The sequence below is a fragment of the Streptococcus sanguinis genome (assembly GCF_019929225.1).
Taxonomy (GTDB): domain Bacteria; phylum Bacillota; class Bacilli; order Lactobacillales; family Streptococcaceae; genus Streptococcus; species Streptococcus sanguinis_J.
This window is the reverse complement of the sequence record NZ_JAHZPA010000001.1, coordinates 389,013-409,450: the sequence shown is the minus strand read 5'-3', so window position 1 is coordinate 409,450 and position 20,438 is coordinate 389,013. Positions and strand designations below refer to the sequence as shown.

The 20,438-nt window shown below is 41.7% G+C and carries 24 protein-coding genes; 5 read left to right on the top strand and 19 right to left on the bottom strand.

Going from position 1 to position 20,438, the window contains the following annotated elements; genetic code table 11:
- The first annotated feature begins 45 nt into the window (after positions 1-45).
- Both K1I80_RS02100 and K1I80_RS02095 read left to right on the top strand, forming a co-directional pair.
- Complete coding sequence (locus K1I80_RS02100; protein ID WP_002900138.1) at positions 46-492, top strand: MarR family winged helix-turn-helix transcriptional regulator; 447 nt, start codon at positions 46-48, stop codon at positions 490-492.
- 85 nt (positions 493-577) lie between these two features.
- Positions 578-1,126, top strand: a complete 549-nt coding sequence (locus K1I80_RS02095) for an NADPH-dependent FMN reductase (protein ID WP_002895223.1) — start codon at positions 578-580, stop codon at positions 1,124-1,126.
- A gap of 367 nt (positions 1,127-1,493) precedes the next feature.
- On the opposite strand, the gene K1I80_RS02090 is transcribed toward K1I80_RS02095, so the two are convergent.
- The 10 genes from K1I80_RS02090 to K1I80_RS02045 form a co-directional block, all read right to left on the bottom strand.
- The gene (locus K1I80_RS02090; protein ID WP_223313047.1) at positions 1,494-2,015 is read right to left on the bottom strand and encodes a hypothetical protein; all 522 of its coding nucleotides are present in this window, start codon (positions 2,013-2,015) and stop codon (positions 1,494-1,496) included.
- A gap of 12 nt (positions 2,016-2,027) precedes the next feature.
- Positions 2,028-2,720, bottom strand: coding sequence for a hypothetical protein (locus K1I80_RS02085; RefSeq protein ID WP_223313048.1), 693 nt, complete (start codon positions 2,718-2,720; stop codon positions 2,028-2,030).
- A 300-nt stretch (positions 2,721-3,020) separates the two neighbouring features.
- The gene (locus K1I80_RS02080; RefSeq protein WP_223313049.1) at positions 3,021-3,536 is read right to left on the bottom strand and encodes a hypothetical protein; all 516 of its coding nucleotides are present in this window, start codon (positions 3,534-3,536) and stop codon (positions 3,021-3,023) included.
- Between the two features lie 116 nt (positions 3,537-3,652).
- A complete protein-coding gene (locus K1I80_RS02075) occupies positions 3,653-4,174 on the bottom strand; it encodes a hypothetical protein (protein ID WP_223339003.1) in 522 nt (173 codons plus the stop codon).
- Between the two features lie 18 nt (positions 4,175-4,192).
- Positions 4,193-4,825, bottom strand: a complete 633-nt coding sequence (locus K1I80_RS02070; protein WP_125331308.1) for a hypothetical protein — start codon at positions 4,823-4,825, stop codon at positions 4,193-4,195.
- 1 nt (position 4,826) lies between these two features.
- On the bottom strand, positions 4,827-6,461 hold the full coding sequence (locus K1I80_RS02065) for an ATP-binding protein (RefSeq protein WP_223313051.1): 1,635 nt from the start codon (positions 6,459-6,461) through the stop codon (positions 4,827-4,829).
- Positions 6,452-6,811 carry a hypothetical protein gene (locus K1I80_RS02060; protein WP_125331310.1) on the bottom strand — a complete coding sequence of 120 codons (360 nt, stop codon included), beginning with the start codon at positions 6,809-6,811 and terminating at the stop codon, positions 6,452-6,454. The genes K1I80_RS02065 and K1I80_RS02060 overlap by 10 nt, the downstream gene beginning before the upstream one ends.
- Positions 6,811-7,083 carry a TIGR04197 family type VII secretion effector gene (locus K1I80_RS02055; RefSeq protein WP_223313052.1) on the bottom strand — a complete coding sequence of 91 codons (273 nt, stop codon included), beginning with the start codon at positions 7,081-7,083 and terminating at the stop codon, positions 6,811-6,813. Before K1I80_RS02055 ends, K1I80_RS02060 begins: the two co-directional genes overlap by 1 nt.
- A 91-nt stretch (positions 7,084-7,174) precedes the next feature.
- Positions 7,175-7,903, bottom strand: coding sequence for a peroxide stress protein YaaA (gene yaaA, locus K1I80_RS02050; protein WP_223313053.1), 729 nt, complete (start codon positions 7,901-7,903; stop codon positions 7,175-7,177).
- 16 nt (positions 7,904-7,919) lie between these two features.
- Complete coding sequence (locus K1I80_RS02045; protein WP_223313054.1) at positions 7,920-8,504, bottom strand: VanZ family protein; 585 nt, start codon at positions 8,502-8,504, stop codon at positions 7,920-7,922.
- Between the two features lie 129 nt (positions 8,505-8,633).
- Here K1I80_RS02045 and K1I80_RS02040 point away from each other — a divergent pair, with 129 nt between their 5' ends.
- On the top strand, positions 8,634-9,095 hold the full coding sequence (locus K1I80_RS02040; RefSeq protein ID WP_223311573.1) for a DUF1836 domain-containing protein: 462 nt from the start codon (positions 8,634-8,636) through the stop codon (positions 9,093-9,095).
- Positions 9,079-9,726, top strand: coding sequence for a PAQR family membrane homeostasis protein TrhA (gene trhA, locus K1I80_RS02035; RefSeq protein WP_002900134.1), 648 nt, complete (start codon positions 9,079-9,081; stop codon positions 9,724-9,726). Before K1I80_RS02040 ends, trhA begins: the two co-directional genes overlap by 17 nt.
- Positions 9,727-9,756: 30 nt before the next feature.
- Here the strand turns inward: trhA and K1I80_RS02030 are convergent, their stop codons facing one another.
- A complete protein-coding gene (locus K1I80_RS02030) occupies positions 9,757-10,356 on the bottom strand; it encodes an ECF transporter S component (RefSeq protein WP_223313055.1) in 600 nt (199 codons plus the stop codon).
- Positions 10,337-11,203, bottom strand: coding sequence for a pyridoxamine kinase (locus tag K1I80_RS02025; protein WP_223313056.1), 867 nt, complete (start codon positions 11,201-11,203; stop codon positions 10,337-10,339). Before K1I80_RS02025 ends, K1I80_RS02030 begins: the two co-directional genes overlap by 20 nt.
- Positions 11,204-11,242: 39 nt before the next feature.
- On the opposite strand from K1I80_RS02025, the gene K1I80_RS02020 reads away from it, so the two are divergent.
- Positions 11,243-12,562 carry an aminotransferase-like domain-containing protein gene (locus tag K1I80_RS02020; protein WP_223313057.1) on the top strand — a complete coding sequence of 440 codons (1,320 nt, stop codon included), beginning with the start codon at positions 11,243-11,245 and terminating at the stop codon, positions 12,560-12,562.
- Positions 12,563-12,611: 49 nt separating this feature from the next.
- Here the strand turns inward: K1I80_RS02020 and K1I80_RS02015 are convergent, their stop codons facing one another.
- From K1I80_RS02015 to rfbB, 7 genes are all read right to left on the bottom strand, one after another.
- Complete coding sequence (locus tag K1I80_RS02015; RefSeq protein WP_223313058.1) at positions 12,612-14,351, bottom strand: ABC transporter ATP-binding protein; 1,740 nt, start codon at positions 14,349-14,351, stop codon at positions 12,612-12,614.
- Between the two features lies 1 nt (position 14,352).
- Positions 14,353-16,095: an ABC transporter ATP-binding protein gene (locus tag K1I80_RS02010; RefSeq protein ID WP_223313059.1), complete on the bottom strand. Its 1,743-nt coding sequence runs from the start codon at positions 16,093-16,095 to the stop codon at positions 14,353-14,355.
- 87 nt (positions 16,096-16,182) lie between these two features.
- Positions 16,183-16,854 (bottom strand): MmcQ/YjbR family DNA-binding protein, encoded by a 672-nt coding sequence (locus K1I80_RS02005; protein ID WP_223313060.1) that lies wholly within the window; start codon positions 16,852-16,854, stop codon positions 16,183-16,185.
- Positions 16,855-16,888: 34 nt separating this feature from the next.
- Entirely contained in the window at positions 16,889-17,521 is a 633-nt protein-coding gene (locus K1I80_RS02000; RefSeq protein WP_223313061.1) for a copper homeostasis protein CutC, read from the bottom strand.
- A 64-nt stretch (positions 17,522-17,585) separates the two neighbouring features.
- Complete coding sequence (locus K1I80_RS01995) at positions 17,586-18,446, bottom strand: GNAT family N-acetyltransferase (protein WP_223313062.1); 861 nt, start codon at positions 18,444-18,446, stop codon at positions 17,586-17,588.
- Between the two features lie 90 nt (positions 18,447-18,536).
- Complete coding sequence (locus K1I80_RS01990; protein WP_223313063.1) at positions 18,537-19,136, bottom strand: hypothetical protein; 600 nt, start codon at positions 19,134-19,136, stop codon at positions 18,537-18,539.
- 203 nt (positions 19,137-19,339) lie between these two features.
- Positions 19,340-20,386 carry a dTDP-glucose 4,6-dehydratase gene (gene rfbB, locus K1I80_RS01985; protein WP_002906330.1) on the bottom strand — a complete coding sequence of 349 codons (1,047 nt, stop codon included), beginning with the start codon at positions 20,384-20,386 and terminating at the stop codon, positions 19,340-19,342.
- Positions 20,387-20,438 lie beyond the last annotated feature (52 nt).

Genomic DNA, 20,438 nt, shown 5'->3' with positions numbered 1-20,438 from the left:
AGCAATATCCTTGCATATGATACTATTTATTGGTAAAATATTGTTATGAAGATTACAGACGATTTAAGCAAAGAAACTCTGCTTGATTTGAAAACCATGATTGTCTTTCATAAGGCAGAAAGAACTATCCGTGCCATTGAAGCCCAAATTTTCAAAAAGCATGATTTGACTCCTACTCAGTTTTCCGTCTTAGAAACCCTATACAGCAAAGGAGAACTGCGCATTCAGGACCTGATTGACCGTATACTGGCTACTTCTGGCAACATGACTGTCGTCATCAAAAATATGGAACGCGACGGCTGGATTGTCCGCACCTGCGACCCAAATGACCGCCGGGCTTTTTTGATTGGCCTGACGAAACAAGGTAAAGCTAAAATTGAAGCCGCCCTGCCTGATCATATTAAAAATATCCAGCAAGCTCTGTCCATTCTCGAAGAAGACGATAAGCAGGATTTGATTCGCATTCTAAAAAATTTCAAAAAATTGAGCTAAATAATTGCTAACTAGTAATTAATGTTGTAACATATATTGTAACAAGAGAAATATCTCTTTATTTTATAAAAAAGGAGACAATGCAATGTCTAAAGTATTATTCATCGTCGGCTCGCTTCGTCAAGGTTCTTTCAACCACCAATTGGCTGAGCAAGCTGAAAAAGCTTTGGCTGGTAAAGCAGAAGTTTCATATCTTGATTACAAAGATGTACCATTCTTCAACCAAGACATCGAAAGTCCTGCTCCAGCTGCTGTTGCTAAGGTTCGTGAAGAAATTTTGGCTGCTGATGCCATTTGGATTTTCTCACCTGTCTACAACTGGGCTATTCCAGGAGTAGTGAAAAACCTCTTGGACTGGGCTTCACGCGCTCTGGATCTGTCAGACCCAACTGGCCCATCTGCTCTGAATGCTAAGGTTGTTACTGTTTCATCTGTAGCTAACGGCACATCACCAGATGAAGTATTCAAGCACTACCGCAGCTTGCTGCCTTTCATCCGTATGAATGTGGTAGAACCATTCACAGGTGTTGGTATCAACCCAGAAGCATGGGGAACTGGACAACTGACTGTCGCAGAAGACAAACTTGCTGAACTTTCAGCACAGGCTGATGCTCTTTTAGCAGCCCTTAACTAAAAAGAGAAGATTATAAAAAGAAAAGAAAACTTATAAGACACTAACCCCTCGCAAATAATTGCGAGGGGTTTTAGTTTGCATTATTGACAAGACCAATTACACAGCCTTAATCATACAAAGTCTGATACATTTTTTTCATAAAGCCATCAATCTCATTTTGAACAATTTTCAACAAGCGGGCTTCTTCGGATTTAATGTTATAAGACTGCTATTTTGTCATCTTGTTTGAAAGATTCTTTTATCTGAAGAAAATCTTGTTGACTTTGATAATTCAGATATAGTTTAATTCCACTGACTAGAAAAACAACAAAACAAATAAAAATTAGCATATTTTTAGTCACAGCATTTCTTCTCCTAACCAAGATTATTACTTATCCACCACTTGAGTCTCAAATTTAGCTGGTTTATTGTCTACATTGGTAATGGTGATGGAGTAAGATTTGTTGTTAGTTACATCAAAAACTTTTTCTCCTTTATAACTAACAACAATCCCATCTTCTGCTAAATGTATATCTTTTTGATTATTAAGAAGCTCATTCTTGTCTCCCTCAATACTGCCTATCTTAATAATTTTCTTTTCACTTAACCCAAATAATACATCCCCAAATTTTTCAGACCAAACATTTGTACCTGATAATTTTATTTTAGCATCATTTAATTTTTTTAACATTAATTCTGAACTATACTCTAGCTGATTCGTATTTGGAAACACTCTTAATTCAGCGCTTTGACCTGGCTGTAAAGTGTATTTGCCGTAGTTTAAAATTGCCTGAACGTACCAGACAACAAACAGACTATACAGCAGGCCAATAATAATTCTTGAACGCCGGCTTTTAAAGCGGCGCAAAAGGAATAATAGAGAGGCAATAAAAATTACTGAAGTTATCATTCTTTATTTTCCTTATAGATTCCGTATCGTTTCAAGATTCCATCCATTCTGCAAAATTTCGTTCTCTTTCCTTTTTCTCTGCTGACCCGACCACCTGATACATAGCAACAATACTATCATACGAAGAATCAAATAGACCAAACGAAGTATTTTCATCTTACCCAGAGCAGACAAAAACTCCTCCCTTGCATGTCCCACTTCTTGAACTAACTGTTCAACCGTTTTGCCTGTTTCCTCTTTAATAACAGCTGCATTCTTTGAAATCAAATAATAATTTTGGTCTAAACTAGTGGTATAGGCTCTGGAAATTGGCTCGTCTAAGAAAAAATATACTCTGTCAGCATACTTATCTTCAGACAGAGTATAGTATATTTCAGCTTCACTCTCCCATTTTTTAGGAAAACTAGTTATTCTAATATTTTCATAGTCTAGATGCATAATGCCATCTAATACGTCACTAGTCCATTCTTCTGCATAGTGATAAAGAGTTGCCTTTCTATCTACCATTGGCCAAACCATAACGTACCGACTATGCATGAATTCCTTGGTCAAGGCCGAATTACTAGCCAGACTGGTCGCACCAATCTCATATACTGACCAAACAAGCACAATAAGCATTAAAAAAGATTGGGCAGGTTTTGTTTTAAAATATTTCTGAAGTAAGCTAATCTTAGTATCAGTTTCCCTATTCTGTTTTCCAAACATCTCTAAATTTTACTTCTCCCCAATTATGTAAATTAAACGAAACGAATAATCGGTTCTTCTTCATCCAATCACCTCAAGATATCCAGTTGATTTTTGTTCATAAGCAAAAGAGGAAGAAATGAGAATCAGAAGTAATGACAAAACAATAACTAGGAATTTATAGCGTTTGAATTTAACGAACATTTGTATCAGCCCCTCTTTCTAAATAGTCAAAAAATATTCCTGATTTTTCCTCTTCAACAGTTTTACCATGCTCTACAAGAAAGGCTTCACTATTCCCTGTTCACAATATCTCACACTTTATTTAGAAGCTAGTTGCTGTTTCATTTTTTCAAAGAACTGATTCAATTCTGTTTGAACCTGATGTAGTAGCTCTTTTTCTTGAGTCTCATCTATTTCAATTTTTTCCCCAGTACCACCTTTCTCTATAGAATCATAACTCGAATCAATTAAATTTAATTTTTTATCTAAGAAAAACGCTACATCTGTTTCTTTACCATTAATTGTAACGGAAAAAAGAACTAGAAGCTCACTGTCTTCCAAACTAGTTGGCGGGCGCACATCCAAGTTTAATTTCCCAGGTATTTTAAGTTTATTTATCCCCCATCGGCGAATCACCGGGTCATCCGGAATTCCATAGCCAGCATCTCGGATAATATCCTCGTTGTTACCTGCGAGGATACTTGCCAGTAATTCAATTTTATTGGCAGAAGAAAAATCTGGTTCAGGTTTATCACCAGGCCCAAAGAGCAACCAAATAACAAAAGCAGTTATTATCAAAAATAGGATGCTTATTATTTTTTTACGTACCGACATTTTTATCTTCTCCTCGCTTCAAATAATTATAAAAATCTTCTTTTGATTTTTTATGCTCATCCGTATTCGGTCTGTTACTTGATTGCTAATTTATAAGTTGTTGCCAATGTTTTTCCTTACTTGTCCACCACTTGAGCCTCAAATTTAGCTGGTTTATTGTCTACATTGGTGATGGTGATAGTATAGGGTTTGTTATTCGTGACGTCAAAAGCTTTTTCACCTTGATACTGAATAATTAAATTTGATTTTTCTATATAAATATCAGCTAAATCACTATTTTCTACATAAGATTCAGTCAACTCTCCCGACTCATCTCTGACCCATTTGAACACATTTTGATTACTTAAATCATAATGTAACTCACTACCACTTACAGACCAATACTCTCTGCCATTTAACTCTAGTTTATTTTTATCATTTTTCTTTAGAATTAACTCTGAATAATATTCCACATCCTGTATCCGAGGATTGACCGCTAGGCTGATCGACTGATCAGGTTGTAAGGTATATTTACCAAGATTTTGTGCCCATAAATAAAAGAGAAAAGCAGATGCCAGAACTCCAACAAGCAATAAACTACAACCTAAATTCCAATTCAATTTTTTTTCAAGGGCATTTGTGAATCTCCTTATAGTCATCCATACCATCTTGGAGCTCTATCCATTCTGTAAGATTTCGTTTTCTTTCCTTTTTCTCCGCTGACCCGACAACCTGATACATAGCAACAGTACTATCATACGAAGAATCAAATAGACCAAACGAAGGATTTTCATCTTACCAAGAGCAGACAAGAAGTCCTCCCTTGCATACCCTATCTCATGGGTTAATTCCTCAATAGTCTTACCTGTCTTTTGCTCCACAATAGCTGCATTCTTTGATATTAGATAGTATCTAGTGTCTAATGTCGAAAAATTTGATTTGGACAACGACCCGTCTAAAGGAAATGAAATCGCATAATTTTCCTTATTAGGAATCCGATTGTATTCAGCGGAAACCTGATCATCATATTTACTAGGGTAACAGGTCATTTTTATATTTTCATAGTCTAGATGCATAATGCCATCCAAGATGTTACTAGTCCATTCTTCCGCATAGTGGTATAGATTCGCCTTTCTATCTACTATTGGCCAAACCATAACATACCGACTATGCATGAATTCCTTGGTCAAGGCCGAGTTGTTAGCTAAACTAGTCGCACCAATCTCGTATACTGACCAAATAAGAACTATGAGCATTAAGAAAGCTTGAGTTGGTTTGTTTTTATAATAGTTTTTCATTTTTTTTAACATTTTACTCTCCGATAGAGGGATTGGGTTTGTCTAAATCCTTTTGGAAATGTTGGATAGCATTCATGAATTTTTCGAAGTTTGATGATTGTTCACTAGAATGAGAAGAAACGTATAATTTATAAGTTTCTTCTAATTTATTCATTCCTTTCGTGTAATCCCCTTCTCCAATATTTTGAACAAATTCATAAGCTCTATAGCCAGATGTTCTCTCAACACTATCGTAATATGAGTTTGTAACATCAACTACGCTATCTCCATTCTTCATTTTGTTGTAAATATTAACAGCATCTAAATCTGAACGATAGTCATCGTTACCAAGACTCGGCGGAAGTCCCATAGTACCAGCTACATCACCTTGCCATCCCGCTAAATCATCTTCATTTTCAATAAAATGATTACCTGTATAATGTGCGGAAATAGTTGCGGCCATATGGGAATAGTCTGTGGTTCCTCCAAATTGAGATAGTAATTCTCTTATTCTAGATTTTTGATTGGCATCTAAATCGGCATATCTAACATCTTTCCCATATGCCTTTGAAGCACCAGCATCTAGTTTTTGAGTAAGTTCTGCTTCTGAATCTGTTTCCTGAATCTTTTTTAGGTTAGTAAAATTATGCTGATTCTGAATAGCTTTCTGAATCGTATCAATTTCATCATCTTTTAAGCCATATTTTCTTAAAACAGATTTCATTCTATAATTAATACCAACATTTATACCGTTTACCCCATTCGGGCTATATAATCCACCGACCACTTGCCAAGCTCCATAAGATTTATCACCATAAGAGTAAGATGCAACTATTTTAAAGAATTCTATATTTGCTTTCTTGGATCCATATTCCTTTTCTAGCTTTTGATATAAATTTAGTAATATCTCTGATTCAGTTCGACTAAATCCATACTGTTGTCTAATAGTTTGAATAAATTTCTCTTTTTTAGTTATTGGTATGTATGTCTCAATCTTCTGCCCCTTCATTTTAATAGCCCAACTCATATCTACACCATCAACTGAGTAGTTTCCATCACTATCAACTAGGACTTGGCTTAGCTGGCTGGCTCCTTGGATAGCTAGACGGAGGACTTCTAGACTATCGCTGAAATATTGAGAAACCTGAGCGACAAAGAACTCCAGCTTTTCAATCTTCTCTTCCAATTCTTTGATTTGTGATTCAATTTGAGACTCTGCACTAGAAAGAATCACCAGAGACTGCATGTGAGAAACGATATTAAATGTAGCAATAGACTTCATACGCTCTAAGAAAGATTCTTTGGCTTCAATAGCCTTTTTGACAGAGGCTAGCTGCTGCTCTCTCAATTCTTTTGTCTTCTTCATCTGATCTAGGTCGAGGTTTCCGTACTCAGCTACCTGAGCATCAGCAGTCCTGTATGAATTTAACTCCGTTTGAATGTCGTCCACTGCTTCCTGTAGCTTCTTAATGGCAGGAATGATAATCTCTGAAAAGAGGCCCTTACCTGCTGTATAGGCTGCTCCCATGAGTTCTCCAGAGTCTAGGGTGGCTATCAGGTGGTCACAGCCCTGAGACAATCGGTCTGTCACCTCATTAGCCACTTGAATATTACTAGACATGGCCTCCATCAGCTGTGAAGACTCTGACGCACTGTACTTTACTCCCATGGTAAAGAGTTCCTTTCTTTCGTCAATTTTTCTCGATTTTCATCTAATTTTTGCTGAACTTCCCTTGTTTGTTTGGAAACATTATCCAACTCCTGCTCTACGTAGCTATCTATTGTTTGCTGCAAGGCTTGGTTTTCTTCCCATATTTTACGATTGGTAGAACTAGTCTCTGATACGGAATCTATCAAGTTTTCTATTTGGGCATTCATAGTCCAAATATCTGTACGAAAATCCATTACCTTCTCTTCATAACGCCTTTTGAGAACTAAAAGATCTTCTTCTTGATTCTCAAGCTGAATGATTTGCTTATGTAATTGCTCACGTTTTTCTTGATTTTTATCTTTTATCATCAGTTGCTCCAACGTTGCGCTTGATCTACATCACGCTTTTCAATTTTATAAGCTATATCAGGAAATTTATTAGCCTGAGTCAGGACTGCTGCGCTAAAGTCACTGACAGCCTGCAGCATTTGATTGCATGCCTGATGGCCTGCTTCCATCCCAGCAATCTCAGTAGTATAGCTAAACTCTACCTGCTGATTTTGCTTGTCACTTGTATCTACCCCAACTAATTCACTGATAGCATTCTGAGCGGAAATAGTATCCGACTTAATTTTTCCCATAGTTCTGAAACTCCTTAGAAACTTCGTTTGTTTTATATCAATTTTATCACGAGAACATTACGTAGATATTACAAAAGTTGATTTTTCCTTTTCAAACTTCCTTGACATAAACCAATTCTTGTTCACTAGACAGGTCAGGTCGGTAAGTAAAGCCAGCAAAGCTTAATTTTTTCATCTGTTCGACTTCTGTTACTTGGTTAGTTATTAGAGTTGTTAAAAACTCACCACGCGCTTTTTTAGAGATGGTCGAATGGACTTTCAGCTTGCCGCCTCGGTCTTCCAGAAATTTAAAGCTTATCATGCGCTGGTGAATTTCCTTGGAAAAGACTGTTTCAAACTCGCTGGACAGGAGGGAGAAAATCACCTCATCTTCTGCCAGGGCTTGGTCATAAGCTTCTTTCCAAAATGCCTTGAGACTCTTCCCATCTAACTTGAGTGGCATCATAAAGTCCAAGCGATGGGGCGCTATGGGCTCCAGGGCTGGGATGACACCGTAAAGTGCTGATGTGATGGCAAGATGCTTCTCGATATACTGACTCTCTTCTTCGGTATAACCCTCTCTCTTGATATGGCGGTACATGAGGCCGTCAAAAAGATAAAGGGCTGGAGCATGCTGCGCGGTTCCTTCTCGCAAAGCCTGAATGGCTTGCCACTCTACCTCCGCTCTTTCTGGGGAGATTTTATAAAATGATGCCAAGTCAGCTACTGACATGGTTGCCAACTCATCCAACACAGCCTGAGTTTGTGCTGAAAATGGATTAGGGATTGCAGGTGGAGCAGTTAGATTCAACTCTTTCGCAGTTGGGATAAGAATTTTCATAGTTTCCTTCTTTCATTTAGTGAATATGGCGGACAACCCATTTACCCAAGGCTGTCTCTAGTAGATAGCTACCAATGATGAAGCCTAGCAGATTAGTCAAGATATCACCCAAGTCAAAAATGCCCAGGTGAAAGAGATACTGGCTCCCCTCAACCAGACTTATAGCCAAGGTAAAAGAAGCCACATGTTTCCATGACAGCTTGCAGAGAAAGCCCAGCGGAATGAACATAATGATATTCATAGTTGGTACCAGCTTATCTCCATAAATCCAATTATAGGTAAAAGACTGCAGGTCCAAACTAAAGCCCTGCCTGCCGATATTTTTCAAAAAGAGCGCATAGAATAGAATGAGAAAATAGAGGGCATAACTGGCTAGCACCAGCCAACGAGGAATATGCCGACTATAGAGGCCACGAATAAAAAGCGAGCTGATAGCTGTCAAAGTCAGAATGATAGAAGCTGGTATCAGCAGGTTCCACTCTGGCTGATTCTTGTAAAAGACGACGGCTACGTAGGCATAAAAAAAGCGCATATAGAGCCAAGACCAGAAAATCAGACTGCCTAGGAAGGCTGCCATATCAAAGATTATTTGTTTTTTCATCTGAAACCTCCCTTTCTTCTTTTTAAGATTATATCAAATTTCAATGGGACATTCTATTTTTTGCTTGACTTTGATTTACAGAGATGTTATCATCTAGTTATAAAGACTAGATAAGAAAGTGATAAAGATTTGAACGCTCAACAAGTTTTTCCCAAGTGGGACGAATTACCAGATCTGGAGCTATATTTGGACCAAGTCCTGCTCTATGTAAACAATGTCTGTGGCTCTTCTATTTCAGCTGCTGACAAGGGACTGACCGCTTCTATGATTAACAACTACGTCAAGCATGGCTATATTGCCAAGCCGGTCAAGAAAAAATATCAACGCCGCCAAGTAGCACGCTTGATTGCCATTACAACCTTAAAAACGGTCTTTTCTATCCAGGAAATTTCAGCTACTTTAAATATGCTGCATAAATCAGCAGATTCGCGAGAACTTTATGATGACTTCGTTGACTATATGAACGGTAGCAAGCTGGAGGTGGCCCCCATCATTTCCACAGCCTGCCAGACGGTCAAACTCTATCAAAAGACCTTATCCCTAATCCAAGTACCAAATGAGGAGGAAGAAAATCTTGAACTACGCGCTTAAACTCAGTAAAAAACTATCCTTCGGAGAGGAAATTGCCAACGCTGTTACCCATGCGGTAGGGGCCGTTCTGATGCTGATTCTGCTGCCTATCTCAGCTATTTATAGCTATGAAGGGCACGGGTTGGTGGCCGCTGTCGGAACTTCTATCTTTGTCATTAGCCTCTTTCTCATGTTCCTCTCCTCGACAGTCTATCACTCCATGTCCTATGGCTCGACCCACAAGTATATCTTGCGCATTATCGACCACTCCATGATTTATATCGCCATCGCTGGCAGCTACACGCCAGTCGTGCTGTCGCTGATGAATAACTGGTTTGGCTATCTCATCATTGCTATCCAGTGGGGCACGACCATCTTTGGCATTCTCTATAAGATTTTCGCTAAGAAGGTCAATGAAAAATTCAGCTTAGCTCTCTATTTGATTATGGGCTGGCTGGTGGTCTTTATCATTCCACAGATTATTGGTCAGACCGGACCAGTCTTCTGGGGACTCATGCTGGCTGGTGGTCTCTGCTATACTGTAGGAGCTGGCTTCTATGCTCAAAAGAAGCCCTACTTCCATATGATTTGGCACCTTTTCATCCTAGCTGCTTCTGCCTTGCAATACCTTGCTATCGTCTACTTTATGTAAGACAAATACACTAAAACCGTCCGAGAATTCTCAGACGGTTTCTTTATTTCTGCTGATTATTGATTCATCCTTGCTTTTCAGTGGCCTTCTTTGCTTGTGCGCTTTTCTGATTTGCTTAAAGATTGGATATAAGATTGGGACGGCGATGACTGTGGCTAGACTGGAGCCAAATGTACCAGTAATCTCAGCTACTGCCAGCAAAAAGGCTGCTGGTAAACTACTCCCGCCAAGCAGTGTTCCTGTCAGAGTGTACTTGAGGATATTAAGCACAATTTTTACCAAAGCTGCTGCTACTGCTGTCACAAGAATATTTCTTAGTTTATCCTTTCTCTGAAAAAGTTCTTCATACAGAAAATGAATCACCGCGGCCACCGCAAGAGCTTCTAGCAAGATAACTGGGATTTCCGCTGCATAACCATTTAGCAAGTCAAATATTCCCAATCCAATAGCAGCCGCTAAAAAACCGAGTTTACTGCCAAAAATCAGACAACCCACTACCACCAGCGCATTCCCAAAGTGAATAAACTGAGCTCCCACAGGAATTTTAAAAAACTGAATGCTCAAAAAAATCAAAGCAGCAAATAAACTAATCATGGTTAAGGTTTGCAAATCAAGTGTTTGTTTCTTCATCTTTTTCCTCCATTAAGGCTTGAAAATCAGCAAAAAGCTCTCCTAGGTAGGGTTGGTAAAAAACGCCCTTCTTTGGATCTATTTGCTCTTTAAAGCTAAGTGCCAAGCTCTTTTCAATAAATTTCAAAATCACAGGTAGGGCTTGCTTGATGTCGACCCCCTGAACAAAAGCGGCAGCTACAAGTGTCGTCAATATATCACCCGTTCCAAAAAATTGCTGGGGCAAAGCCGGACTAGAAAAGAGGTTAAACTCCTCTGTTGCCGCATCAAAATAGGCCACACCAATCTGCTTCTCTTTCATGGGCAAGCCAGTCAGCAAGACCTCGCTCGGTCCTAACTCAGCCAAACGTTTGCAGTAGTCCTCCCATTTATCTTCTGATAAACTATCTTCGTAGGGTTCCTCCAACAACAAACAGGTTTCCGTCAAATTGGGCAGAACCAAATCGGCATGTTGGCAGAGGCGACGTATATGGTCTAGATGGGCATCTGAAAATCCCTGATAAAAAGTCCCCTTGTCCCCCATGATAGGATCCACGATAAGGGGCAAGCTTTTTTCCTTTTTAAAGCGCAGCAAATTTTCCACCTGTATGTCAGATTTCAAATATCCTGTTACCAAAGCTGAAAAGTCGAACTCCAGGCTCTGCCATTGTTTCAAAAAAGCATGCATCCCATGCGTGTAATCATCTATATAGACGTCTGGAAAACCGCCTGTATGGGACGACAGAATCATGGTTGGCAAGAGGGCAACCTCTAGCTGGCAAATTGCAAAGAGCGGCAGGGCAGCTGTTGCGGCAACCTTACCTAAGCCAGAAATATCTGTGGCCAGAATAACTGTTTTTGTTTTCATGACTCCTCCTACTTGCTCTCTATTGTAAAATATCTGAAAATGAGTTACAATATGAAAAAATCAAATCTGTATGGGGACAGTTTCATGGTTAAAGCAAAATACCAACGCATAATTGATAAGATTACTAAGGATATTAAAGAGGGAAAACTGGCAACTGGTCAGAAAATTCCTTCTGTCCGACAGCTAGCCGAGCGATACCACTGCAGTAAGGATACTGCGCAAAAGGCTCTGATTGAGCTCAAGTATCAGAAGTACATCTATGCCGTTCCCAAAAGCGGCTACTATGTGCTGGAGAATGCTCAGGAAGAAAAGCAGGATTTGGAGCTGCCTGTGAGGGATGACCGCCACCAAGCCTATGAGGATTTCCGACTCTGTGTAAATGAAACTCTGATTGGCCGCGAAAATTATCTCTTCAACTACTACCCTCAGCAGGAAGGACTGGAGGATCTGCGCCGCTCTGTGCAAAAGCTAATGCTGGACTCTGCTGTCTATGCTTCTAGGGATCAGCTGGTTCTGACTTCCGGTACCCAGCAGGCCCTCTATATCCTTTCACAGATTGACTTTCCCAACCAAAAAGAGCGTATCTTGGTGGAGCAGCCGACCTACCATCGGATTAATGATCTTCTGCTAGCCCAAAAGCTTCCTTATGAAACCATTGAAAGGACACCGCAGGGGATTAATCTGCAAGAGCTGGAGAGGATTTTTCAAAGCGGAAAGATTAAGTTTTTCTACACCATTCCGCGTTTTCACTATCCCTTGGGCCACTCTTACAGTCGGCAGGAAAAGGAAGAAATTCTTCGGCTAGCCCAGCTCTATAATGTCTATATCGTAGAAGATGACTACCTATCAGACTTTGATAGCCGGCGGGAGCTAACCTTTCATTATCTAGACAATAGCCAGCGGGTCATCTACATCAAGTCCTTTTCAACCAGCCTTTTCCCAGCCTTGAGGATTACTGCCCTGCTCCTTCCGCCCCAGATTCAAAAGACCTTCATCGCTTACAAAAGCGCCGTAGATTATGACAGCAACCTCATCATGCAGAAGGCTCTATCTCTCTACATCGACAGTCTCATGTTTGAAAAAAATAGGCTGGCGCTGCTGCAGCTGCAAGAAGAGGAAGCAAGAAAGGCGCAAATACTACTGGAGCAAGCTCAACTGCCGCTATCCAGCTATCTGACCAAGGACGGCATCCTGCTAGACCTGAGGTCACTTTCTTCTGTCAGTGCTCTCAAACACAGCAGTTTGCGGCTTGACTTCTTTGAACAAAGCTACCTTGCTAGCTGCCCTTACCAGTATGCCAAGCTGCCTTATGATAACTTAGAAGAAAATCTAGAGAAACTAAAAGACTATTTAAAATAGGTGTAGAATTCATTTGGAATTCTACACCTTTTATTTATAATCAGGCTTTTCAAGATTCCATCATCCCAGCCTGCAGTTGGTACATTTTCTTATAGGTGCCATCTTGAGCTAGCAATTCTTCGTGGCTGCCAGATTCGATAATGCGGCCCTTATCTAAGACATAGATGCAGTCGGCATCCTGAATAGTAGACAGCCGGTGAGCAATGGCAATGGTGGTCCGTCCCTGACGCATTTTTCTCAGTGAGGCTTGAATCAACTCCTCTGTCTCCGAATCAATATTGGCTGTCGCCTCATCCAAAATCAAGATTTTAGGCTTGGTGGCAATGGTTCTGGCAAAAGCTAGAAGCTGCCGCTGACCGCTGGAAAAAGTCGCTCCCCGCTCAGTCACAGGGGCATCATAGCCTTGAGGCAGCTGACTGATAAAGCCATGAGCGTCTACAAACTTAGCCGCTTCTATAATTTCTTCTCGCGTCAGCTGCTCTTGGTAAAGCTGAATATTGGAAGCAACGCTACCGTGATAAAGGAAGGGATCCTGTAAAACAAGACCAATCTTTCGCCGCAGCTCCTCCTGACTAAAGTCTTTAATGTCACGGCCATCAATCAAAATCTGCCCCCGCTCAAACTCATAAAAACGTAGGAAAAGATTGATAATAGAGGACTTGCCAGAGCCAGTCGAACCCACAAAGGCAATCGTCTGGCCTTTTTTGACAGAAAAGGAGATATCTCGCAAAACATCACGCTTCCCATCATAAGAAAAGGAAACATGCTTGAATTCGATGCTGCCATCTTGGATTTGCAAGTCTTGGTTAGCCTGCTCAGGCTCATAATCTGTGCGATCCATGATTTCAAAAACCCGCTCCGCAGCAACCATAGATGTCTGCAGAACAGAGTAATTCTGCATAACATCAATCAAAGGATTAAAAAGTTGATTGACATACTGGATAAAGGCATACATAATACCAGCCGTAATTCCCGCCACTTGCCAAGTCAAGCCAAAGTAAGTCAGAATCACTCCATAAGCCAAGATTTTCAGCAGGGACATGGCCGGCCTCAGAAAGAGACTATTGATATTGAGATAGCGATTGGTGAAGCCTAAATGCTGACCGTTAATTTCTTCAAATTCCCGCAACAAGCGCTTCTCTTGCCCAAAAGCCTGAATAATCCGCATCCCTTCAATACTCTCAGATAGCTTGACATTTAAATCGCTGAGCTTATTCCGAACCTGCTTCAGCTGACGATTGGATAGATGCTGATAAAGCAAGATAGAGGCTGCCATCAAAGGCAAAAAGAGAGCGATCATCAGGGTCAATTGCCAGTTGAGGGCAAACATGGCGCTCAAAGTAACAACTAAAATCAGCAAGGAGCTCAAAAAATTAGAAAAAATCTCACTGAACATATCTGCGACTGCCTGAGTATCATTAGTCAGGCGGGAAACGATAGCACCAGCTGGCGTTCGATCAAAATAAGCCATTTGCAGACGCTGGATATTGGCAAAGCTTTCCTGTCGCAAGTCCCGAACCACACTTTGAGCCACACGCGCAAAGAAATACTTTCCCAAGAAGGTAAAAAGTACCCGCAAGAGGAAAAGACCATAGTAAAGAGCCAGCAAAGGCAGGCCAGCCCAGGCTTGATTGCGGCCAATAAACTGATCAATAAAATAGCGAGCCAGAAGCGGCAACGCCGTTGTGACCAGAGTCGTCAGCAGGATGAAGGTCAAGGCCATGCTGCTCACTATCCTGTAGCGCCACATATAGCCAAGGAGGCGATGAAAAGTTGCTTTCTTTTTCATATTAATCTTCCTCCTTCAAGCTTTCTGCCAGCTGCTGATTATGGTATGTCTGAGCATACCAGCCCTTTTGCTCCAATAGCTCTTGGTGGGTGCCCCGCTCCTTGATACGTCCTTCTTCCATGACCAAAATCAGGTCTGCATGCACCAAGGCTGACAGCCGATGAGCTGTGATGATGGTTGTCTTGCCAGCACGCTCTGACTTTAGATTTTCTAAAATCATATGCTCCGTCTTGGCATCAACAGCCGACAAGGAATCATCTAAAATCAGAATTTCAGGATTGGTAATAATAGCCCGACTCATCGCCAAGCGCTGCTTCTGCCCACCAGACAGAGACAAGCCACGCTCACCGACAATCGTATCCAACCCCTCTGGCATAGCCTGAATATCCTCATACACACCGCAGAGTTGAGCGGCAGCTAGAACCTGACTATCTGTCAGCTGGGGGTTAGCAAAGCGGATATTGTCCCGAATGGACAGAGCAAAGAGCATTTGTTCCTGTGGTACATATCCGATGAGACGGCGCAAGTCTTTGAGGCGGTAGTCTCGGATATCATGGCCATTCAGATAGATAGCCCCCTCCTGAATATCCTGCTCCCGCAGCAACAAGCGCAGAAGAGTGGTCTTCCCAGAGCCCGTCTGTCCGACAATTCCCAGTGTCTGTCCCTGCTCAATGGAAAAATAAATATCCGATAAACTAGTCTCCTCTGCATAAGCAAACTTCTGAATGTCATAATCCAATCGACCATTTTCCGCATGAGAGAGGGGTTCTTCAGCTTCCTTGACCTCCGACTCCTGAGCCAGCAGCTTCTCAATCCGTTCATAGGAAACAGCCCCTCGCTGGCCGATGTTAAAAAGATAGCCTGTAGCCTGCAGCGGCCAAACCAGCATATCCAGATAAGTGATAAAGGTAACCAACTCTCCTATGGTAAACTGCCCTTGGGAGATAAAAATTCCACCGAAAATCAAGGTCAAAACATAAGAAAGACCGATAAAAAGCAAAACCAAGGGGTCAAAAAGAGAATCGTACTTGGCAGCCAAAACATTTTTTTCGTAGACTTCTTGATTTGTCTTGGCAAAAGACTGAGTCTCCGCCTCCTGATAGCCAAAGGACTTGGTCACTCGAATCCCTGAAACACTCTCCTGTACCTTATTGTTCAAATCTGAAAATGCCTCTTGAGCAGCCTTAAAACTTTCATGATTTTTTCGACCAATCAAGCCCGTACCCCACGACAAGAAAGGCATGGGCACAATGGCAATCAAGGTCAGCCGCCAGTCCAAAACGAAAAACATGGTCAGCAGGGTCACCAAGGCTGTAATAGAAGCATCCACAGCTGACATGACTCCACCACCAGCCAGACTAACAACTGCATTGATATCGTTGGTCGCATGAGCCATCAAATCCCCTGTACGGTATTTCTGATAAAAAGAGGGAGACATGTGAGTAAAGTGCTCGAACAATCGAGAGCGCAGAATCCGTCCCAGGTTATTGGACGTCCCTAAGATATAAAGGCGCCAGACATAACGCAGGCCGTACATGATAAAAGCTGAAGCAATCAGCAACAGCAAATTAAAGAGCAGCTCTTGAGAAGTCAGATGTTTGCTAGCAATTCGGTCAATAACCTGACCGATGACTCTGGGCGGTATCAGATTGAAGACACTGACCAAGGACAAGGCCAAGATACCGATGATATAGCGCCGCTTTTCCAACTTAAAAAACCAGGCTAATTTTCTAATGAGGTTCATAATTTCTCCTATTCTTACTAGTCTTTTTATTATACTGTTTTTTGAGGAAAAATGAAACACAGCGGATTGGAGCGCTGTGCTTCGATTCTATTTTTTACCGGTCAGCTGGTAACTAACAGCCAGTAAATCAAAAATTTCCTGATCGCTCAGGGTATCATTCAAGGGCAGACTGAGCCAATATTTCTTATTCATGTGAAAGGCCGGGTAAATCCCCTTTTTCTGAACCAGCTCTGCCACATGGTCATTCTTAACATTCAGCACCTCAATAGCGCCGCTTCGATCTGCTTCAAACTTTGACCAGTCTGTGGTCAGAAAAGCTCCGTACCATTTTTTACTATCATAGTGACGGAAAACTCCAGCCTTGGTTGAGCTCTTTCTCGAAGACTTCTCCCAGAGGTACTCTATTTGCCCCTGATAAACCTCAGTTGCGTGATCCCGCAGTCGCTTACTCTGCTCATAGAGAAAGCCAACCTCATCAAAACAGTGCTGACGGATAGCCAGCAGTTCTGCCTGACAAGCTTCACGAACCTGCCCAACAAACTCACCCGTCACCTGCTCCATCTTGACCTGCAGATAGGCGTCATCAGTATCACAATCAAAGACCTGATAGTCCAGCTTCCCATCTCTGATAGTCACCTCCAAGCGAAAGTCACCCTTCATAATCTTCTGCGAGAAATGGTAAGCCCCGTCAGACTCCTTAAAACCGTAAATCTGAAGCTTGTCTGGATTAGCCTTGTATTTTTCAAATAGTTCCAACATCTACTTAGCCGCTGCTAGCGCAGCTTACCCCTCCTTAAAATACAATTTTAGTTCCATGCAGCTGTTCTACTGCCAGACTGTCTATAATTTGCTGACGATTGCCTAAATGAATGCCTCCACCCGGCATGATATCAATCCGATCAGCAGCATGCTCGATTAATTCGTCCAGCCAAGCAAAATGCTCCTCAATCGGCTCACTGGCAGGTCCTCCGTGGGTCAAAATTCGCTGGACACCGTTCTCAATCAGCCAGTCCATTTCGCCAAACTGGTATTCAGCTGGGATTGAGTCAAAAGCCATGTGAAAGACTACTTCCAGTCCCTTGCAAGCCTCTAGCAGGCACTGCATCTTCGAAACATCTATTTCGTTCTTCTCCGTCAAGACACCAAAAACGACTCCCTGACTGCCGACTTCCTTGGCTTTTTGGATATCTGCCAGCATAATCTCAATTTCAAGATCCGAGTAAACAAAATCACCGCCCCGTGGCCGAATCATAGTCATCACAGTCGCACCGTAAGGCTTGGCTAAGTCAACTGCTGCTTGAATTACGCCGTAGCTGGGCGTCGTACCACCGACAGCCAGATTATCACAGAGCTCAATCCGCTGGGCTCCCGCCTTCATAGCCTTTTCTAACAAGGTTACATTTTCCGCACAAAATTCATAAAGCATCATCTCACCTCTGATTTAATATATTGATTCCCTCTATCTATTATAACACAAGAGCTTCGCGATATCAGCTCTTATCAAATTTTCTAGCTTCTCTTTTACACCAATCAAGCCATTTGGTCTGATAATCTTCCTTGGACAAGATGCGGTTCTGTAAATCAGCTATCGAGAAGATGCCTCTTTCTTGACAAGCCTGAACACAGTATTGATAAAAATCCCAGTTAAGCTCATCCCTATCATAATAGATGGGGATATGAGAGAGGCCAGCCTGATATGCCTTAAAGGCTCTGCTATGTCCATCAGTAAAGAAAACTTTTCCATCCATGCACTTGACAGGTAAAGCTTCAAGTTCTTGTTGGTCAAAATCAATGCTAATCCTGTCCAGCTTTTCCCGTGAAAGGTAGAACTGACTGGGCTGGATCTGCGCTATGGGCAAGGTCAAATCAAGTGTATAGGACCTACCTCTCTCCCTAGCATGAGTTGGATAGAAACCAAGCGACTCAAATAGACTGCAAGAGGGCTGATTGAAATCATAAATTTCTTGAACTGTTAGTTTCTGATAGCCTAGATTGCGTGCGCGCTGTATCAAAGCAGAAAGAACTTTCTTGCCAACTCCTTTCCTACGGTAGTCCGCATTTCCAATGACAATAGGCAAATCATCTTGCCAAAAGGTCACATCCCCAATGGCCAGCCAGCACTCCGTCTCCCAAACCTCAATAAAATACACTTCACCTTGCCTAGCAAGATATTCATACATTCTTTGAACTCGCTCCGACGGATAGGGGTCTCTTCTGCCATCAATCATATAAATCGTATCTGGATCTTGGTACCAATCTAAGGCTAACTCAAACTGGCCATCATAGGCCCGCAAACGCAGATTGTCATCAATAACAATCAGCTCCTCTTGCTGGATATTAGGAATAGGCATCTTTTCTCCCTCACAATGACATTACTCAAATAATAGTATAAAAACTCCATTTGATTCGGAAGGACTCCTCCTCAAATGAAGTTTTCTTTTTTAGATTCCATAACCCATGCTGAACTGGATTTTAGCAGCACCGTTCTGGAAGCTGATCTTGTTAATGCTGAATTGACTCTGCGGCAGAGCTAGAAGGAAACTATCTCCCTCCGTTGTGATAGATGAATTAGAGGCCTGCATTTGTTGCTTCAGCATGCCTGTCACCCAAGATTTAGGGATAGGAAGAGAGCCCAGCTTAGCACTATCGATTGTGATGTGTAAGACATTATCCCTCACCGTCACATCCACCTCTAGGTCCAGCTTACTGTCAATAAAGAGAAGCTTGACTGGATACTGGATGCGCAGCTTATTGCCTTCAATGCTGTAAACACTATTCAGTAGCTCCTGATTCTCAGAGTCAGTCAAAGAAGACTTGAGCACCTGATTAAGCTGGACGCTATTGAGAGAAACTTCCGTGCTGACTCCCTGAGCCGTCACATTGGCATTGCTCAAAGCCGGCTCAATAATACTCATCCAGGAAGCACTGCCTTGAACATTTTTTAATTGTTCATTTTGATTAACAGATGCAGGAACCAGAAACAGCACCGCCGCAAGCAACAGCACCAAAGCAATTCCCACTACTCTTTTTACCATTTTCATGTTTGTATTCCTTTAATTTGAGAAAATCCCTCTAACTAAAAACACAGAAAGGATTTATCTTATTTTACACTATTTTTGCATAATTTTCTGTAACAAACATATTAAAAAGCTAACAATCCTGTGAGAAAAGGCTGGGACAGATAATCCCAGCCTCTCAATCACATAGCGCCATTTTTACAAGGCTCATCATAGATAGCCTATCCTTACTTAATCACTTCCTGAGTCTTAGCATAGTTGGCTTCGACTGCTTCTTTTTCAGATTTCCACCAGTCTTGGTTATCCGTGTACCACTTGATGGTCTCTTTGAGACCAGCTTCAAAGTTGGTGAACTCTGGCTTCCAACCTAGTTCATCGCGGAGCTTGCTGGCATCAATGGCATAGCGAAGGTCATGGCCAGCACGGTCTGTCACATGGTCATAAGCGTCAGCTGGCTGTCCCATTTCCTTGAGAATCAGCTCCAGCACTTCCTTATTATTCTTCTCACCATCAGCACCAATCAAGTAAGTTTCACCGATTTGTCCCTTTGTCAGAATCGTCCAAACGCCTGATGAATGGTCATTGGTATGAATCCAGTCACGGACATTCTTGCCTTCACCATAGAGTTTTGGCTTGATACCGCTCAGGATATTGGTGATTTGGCGCGGAATGAATTTCTCAATGTGCTGGTAAGGACCATAGTTGTTTGAACAGTTAGAAATAGTCGCTTTCACACCAAATGAGCGCACCCAAGCTTTAACAATTAAATCTGAAGCTGCTTTAGTTGATGAGTAAGGTGAGCTTGGATTGTACTTGGTTTCAGCCGTAAATTTCTCACCTGGACCTTCTCCATGACCTGGCAAGTCTTCACGCAGAGGCAAATCCCCATAGACTTCATCAGTCGACACATGGTGGAAACGAATGTCGTATTTACGAGCTGCTTCCAAAAGTGTGTAAGTTCCTATGAAATTGGTGTGAATAAATGGGCTCGGGTCATTGAGCGAGTTATCATTGTGGCTTTCTGCCGCATAGTGAACGATAGCATCTGCTTCAGAAGCCAGCTTATCTACCAAGGCTGCATCAGCAATATCCCCAACAACTAGCTCAACACGGTCACCTAAAATTTCTTCAATATTGGCGCGATTACCCGCGTAAGTCAGCTTGTCCAGCACTGTCACATGAACATCTGGAAAGTTATTGTAAACATAGTGGACAAAGTTAGAACCGATAAAACCAGCTCCACCTGTCACGATAATTTTTTTGTATTCAGTCATTTTTATTCCTTAACTTTTTTATAATTGCCTTAAGTGGTAGGGACGCAAGCAA

Excerpts from the sequence above, each read along its gene's own strand:
- K1I80_RS02075 (WP_223339003.1), bottom strand. The coding sequence starts at position 4,174 with ATGACTATAAGGAGATTCACAAATGCCCTTGAAAAAAAATTGAATTGG.
- K1I80_RS02025 (WP_223313056.1), bottom strand. The coding sequence starts at position 11,203 with ATGAAAACAAAAACAGTTATTCTGGCCACAGATATTTCTGGCTTAGGT.
- K1I80_RS02090 (WP_223313047.1), bottom strand. The coding sequence starts at position 2,015 with ATGATAACTTCAGTAATTTTTATTGCCTCTCTATTATTCCTTTTGCGC.
- K1I80_RS02000 (WP_223313061.1), bottom strand. The coding sequence starts at position 17,521 with ATGCTTTATGAATTTTGTGCGGAAAATGTAACCTTGTTAGAAAAGGCT.
- K1I80_RS02005 (WP_223313060.1), bottom strand. The coding sequence starts at position 16,854 with ATGTTGGAACTATTTGAAAAATACAAGGCTAATCCAGACAAGCTTCAG.
- K1I80_RS02015 (WP_223313058.1), bottom strand. The coding sequence starts at position 14,351 with ATGAAAAAGAAAGCAACTTTTCATCGCCTCCTTGGCTATATGTGGCGC.
- K1I80_RS02010 (WP_223313059.1), bottom strand. The coding sequence starts at position 16,095 with ATGAACCTCATTAGAAAATTAGCCTGGTTTTTTAAGTTGGAAAAGCGG.
- K1I80_RS02085 (WP_223313048.1), bottom strand. The coding sequence starts at position 2,720 with ATGTTTGGAAAACAGAATAGGGAAACTGATACTAAGATTAGCTTACTT.
- K1I80_RS02100 (WP_002900138.1), top strand. The coding sequence starts at position 46 with ATGAAGATTACAGACGATTTAAGCAAAGAAACTCTGCTTGATTTGAAA.
- K1I80_RS02055 (WP_223313052.1), bottom strand. The coding sequence starts at position 7,083 with ATGGGAAAAATTAAGTCGGATACTATTTCCGCTCAGAATGCTATCAGT.
- K1I80_RS02070 (WP_125331308.1), bottom strand. The coding sequence starts at position 4,825 with ATGTTAAAAAAAATGAAAAACTATTATAAAAACAAACCAACTCAAGCT.
- K1I80_RS02020 (WP_223313057.1), top strand. The coding sequence starts at position 11,243 with ATGAGTTACAATATGAAAAAATCAAATCTGTATGGGGACAGTTTCATG.
- K1I80_RS02030 (WP_223313055.1), bottom strand. The coding sequence starts at position 10,356 with ATGAAGAAACAAACACTTGATTTGCAAACCTTAACCATGATTAGTTTA.
- K1I80_RS02080 (WP_223313049.1), bottom strand. The coding sequence starts at position 3,536 with ATGTCGGTACGTAAAAAAATAATAAGCATCCTATTTTTGATAATAACT.
- K1I80_RS02045 (WP_223313054.1), bottom strand. The coding sequence starts at position 8,504 with ATGAAAAAACAAATAATCTTTGATATGGCAGCCTTCCTAGGCAGTCTG.
- K1I80_RS02065 (WP_223313051.1), bottom strand. The coding sequence starts at position 6,461 with ATGGGAGTAAAGTACAGTGCGTCAGAGTCTTCACAGCTGATGGAGGCC.
- rfbB (WP_002906330.1), bottom strand. The coding sequence starts at position 20,386 with ATGACTGAATACAAAAAAATTATCGTGACAGGTGGAGCTGGTTTTATC.
- K1I80_RS02095 (WP_002895223.1), top strand. The coding sequence starts at position 578 with ATGTCTAAAGTATTATTCATCGTCGGCTCGCTTCGTCAAGGTTCTTTC.
- K1I80_RS01995 (WP_223313062.1), bottom strand. The coding sequence starts at position 18,446 with ATGCCTATTCCTAATATCCAGCAAGAGGAGCTGATTGTTATTGATGAC.
- K1I80_RS02060 (WP_125331310.1), bottom strand. The coding sequence starts at position 6,811 with ATGATAAAAGATAAAAATCAAGAAAAACGTGAGCAATTACATAAGCAA.
- yaaA (WP_223313053.1), bottom strand. The coding sequence starts at position 7,903 with ATGAAAATTCTTATCCCAACTGCGAAAGAGTTGAATCTAACTGCTCCA.
- K1I80_RS01990 (WP_223313063.1), bottom strand. The coding sequence starts at position 19,136 with ATGAAAATGGTAAAAAGAGTAGTGGGAATTGCTTTGGTGCTGTTGCTT.